The 1,709-nt window shown below is 66.6% G+C and carries 1 protein-coding gene; it reads right to left on the bottom strand.

All coding sequences use genetic code 11. The annotated features are described in order from the left end of the window. Positions 1-37 precede the first annotated feature (37 nt). Positions 38-1,648, bottom strand: coding sequence for an ISL3 family transposase (locus ACFCY7_RS40460; RefSeq protein WP_376491080.1), 1,611 nt, complete (start codon positions 1,646-1,648; stop codon positions 38-40). Positions 1,649-1,709: the final 61 nt, after the last annotated feature.

Raw genomic sequence — 1,709 nt, forward strand, 5'->3', positions numbered from 1 at the left:
GGCTCTGTCGCTATTTTGGGGGTGGGCAGCTTCTTGATCATGGTGAGAGCAGGATGCGGCGCCGTAGGAGATCGAAGTTCGCGCGGCCATACATTTGTCTCTTCAGCAGCTTGATCCTGGTGACGTTGCCTTCGACAGCCCCGGAGGTGTACGTCGTGGTCAGGGCTGCTTGGACGGCTGCGCGGTCGCGTCGCATGCCGTTGGCCAGGGTCCGCAGTTCGCGTTGGCCGTCGAGGCGGACGTCGGCAATCCAGACGTCGAGGGCCAGGTGCTCGTTGCGGCGTTCGCGGATCATGAGTGCCAGGCGGCGGGCGTACTCGACGGTCGTCTCCAGCACGCGGTTCCGCTCGCAGAGTTCCTCGAGCCCCTTTCGCTCGACGTCTGTGAGGTGCTCGGGCCGACGCATGATCCAGTCCGTGACTCTGCGGACGGTCAGGTAGGGCGAGGGGGCGGTGGCCGGGATCGCACCAGCGCGGTAGGGCTTCAGGTGCCGGCGAACCGTGCTGACGTCACCCCGGTAGCCCAGTCGCTGGATCTCCCTGGTGAGCGCGGAGGCGTTCGTGCAGCCTTCCATCCAGCGATGGTGAAGGTAGATGCGGTAGTCGTCGATCAGACTGGGCCGGTTGACGGCTGCGATGAGGAGTTCGTCGACTTCCTCGGCGTGTGCGAAGCGGTTGACTGTGCCGCGGCTGAGCTGAAGATCGCGTGCGATAGCGCGAAGGCTGTCACCCCGGGCGATGCGTTCGTGGATCTGCTGGTGGCGTTCGCGAGTGCGGGCGACCAGTGGTCGTGGGCGTCCGTGGATGTCCAACTCGGTGCGGCCGTGGCCCTCAGGCGCCGGGGCGTCGTTGGACCGGCCGTCGTGGGTGGTGAGGGGCTGTCGCAGGTCAGCGCGGTGCCGCCCGATGACGCGTTCGACTGCTTGCGCCAAGTTGTTGAGAAGATGCCAGGCATCTGCGACCTGTCTGGCCTGAGGGGCACCGGCCTGGGCTCCGTCACGAAAGGAGCCGGCCCGGTCGCGGCAGATGATCCGGACCTCAGGGTGATCCCGCAACCAGGACGCGAAGGTGGCAGCGGCCCGGTCGGCCAGGACGTCGATGGGGCGGCGGGTTGTCATGTCGATCAGGATCGTCGCGTAGGTCCGTCCCCGCCGAACGGCGAACTCGTCGACGCCGAGATGCGGCACCAGCCCCGATGAGGGGAGCGGAAGTGCCCGGATGAGCCGGAGCAGAGTGTCCTTGCAGGTATCGATGGCCATCCGCTGGAACAGTCGGGTTCCTGGCCGGCCGCCCAGGAACAGGGCCACGTCCGTGAGGTTGGCGGTGAGAGCCTCCGTGCGGCGTGCGTGGCGACGGGTCAGGGCCGGTATCTGCTCGGCGAACGTCCGACGGGCACAGTCCTCGTTCCCGCACACGAGTCGGCGCGCTCGCAGTTCGATTCGTACGCGTCGGCCGGCGACCGGTCGATCCGCCAGCGTCCGCTGGTAGTAGCAGTGCACTTTCGAAGATCTCTGCCCGCATCCGGAACAGACCGCCGACTTTGCCCGTGATCGCACAGCGACCCGGGCCTCGGCATCCGTCAGCACCAGCTGGTCGACCTGCACCGCAACACCAGGCAGTAGAAGGTCCGCAATCTGAGCCCCACCCATCACACCTGAAAGCTGCCCAACAACCCCCAAAATAGCGACAGAGCCCGGAAAGTGAGCCAGA

Origin of the sequence: Streptomyces sp. NPDC056361, assembly GCF_042262805.1 — a bacterium.
In the GTDB taxonomy this organism is placed as follows: Bacteria; Actinomycetota; Actinomycetes; order Streptomycetales; family Streptomycetaceae; genus Streptomyces.